Here is a 939-nt window from a genome sequence, read left to right as displayed (position 1 = left end):
CCGACGACTACAAGTTCTACACCTTCAACGGGGAGGTGGCCAGCATACAGGTCATCAACCGGCTCGGGCCGGCAAAAGGGTTAACCAGCTGCTATGATGAGAACTGGAAACTTATGCCGAATGTGAATACTTATTATCCGCAGGCAGAAACCCAGCCGCCTCCCACGTGCCTGCACGAGCTCCTCCAACAGGCGAAGCTGCTAAGCAGGTCCTACGGCATCTTTGTCAGAATTGATTTCTATGCCACTGACAAAGGGGCCGTATTTGGAGAGTTCACTCCAACCCCATTTAAGGGAAAGTTTTTTACCCCGGAAGCTGAAAAATCGTTTATAAACTACTGGGACAGGAATTGCACAGGTTTGATATAAATGCCCAGGTTCTCCCGCGGGAAAAACACTTTTTGTATTGCCGTATCATATGGTTGCAGCCATTCGTTTCATTCGTTGATGCCAAATCCTGACATCTCCCCTCAATTTTAAAAGATGAGGCCGACACAGGGGCTAAGCCGGCAAGGTTTTCAAGCCGGTGTGCCCTTCCAATACATTATCAATATACGCCGGATTTAATCCGGCGAGTTTCGTGTAACTGTTGCTGGCAGGATAACCAAAGATCCACATGCTGAAACTTCCATACCCTGCTTTCTATATAAATTAAAGAATGATTCTCCAATCTCTGCTTTTATGAAAAAAATCACCATCAAAGCAATCAGAAACAAATTTAAAAGGCATTATTTTGAGCTTATAGGTAGGCCTCCGGTTGTAGCCGGTCCGTTTGAGCAACGCATCAAACACAGGCATAAGACTTTCTGGAGTCCCCGTGACGCGGAGTGGATCCGGAACACGGCTGTTTCGGCGGGCGACCCGCTGGAGAAGTGGCGGGACGTGGAGCACTGGCAGCGCAAGCTGAGCAACAAGCGCAACTCGCGCGAGTTCGCCCGGA

2 protein-coding genes are annotated in these 939 nt (G+C 49.0%); both read left to right on the top strand.

The annotated features are described in order from the left end of the window. Positions 1-368 (top strand): ATP-grasp fold amidoligase family protein (locus ABD920_RS17575; RefSeq protein ID WP_345160825.1); only part of this gene is annotated, 368 nt, incomplete at its 5' end. 312 nt (positions 369-680) lie between these two features. Then, positions 681-939, top strand: a 259-nt coding sequence (locus tag ABD920_RS17570) for a hypothetical protein (protein WP_345160824.1), incomplete at its 3' end; no start/stop codon positions are given.

The sequence above is a fragment of the Pontibacter saemangeumensis genome, assembly GCF_039541895.1.
Taxonomy (GTDB): Bacteria; Bacteroidota; Bacteroidia; order Cytophagales; family Hymenobacteraceae; genus Pontibacter; species Pontibacter saemangeumensis.
This window is presented reverse-complemented; position numbering and strand designations above follow the sequence as displayed.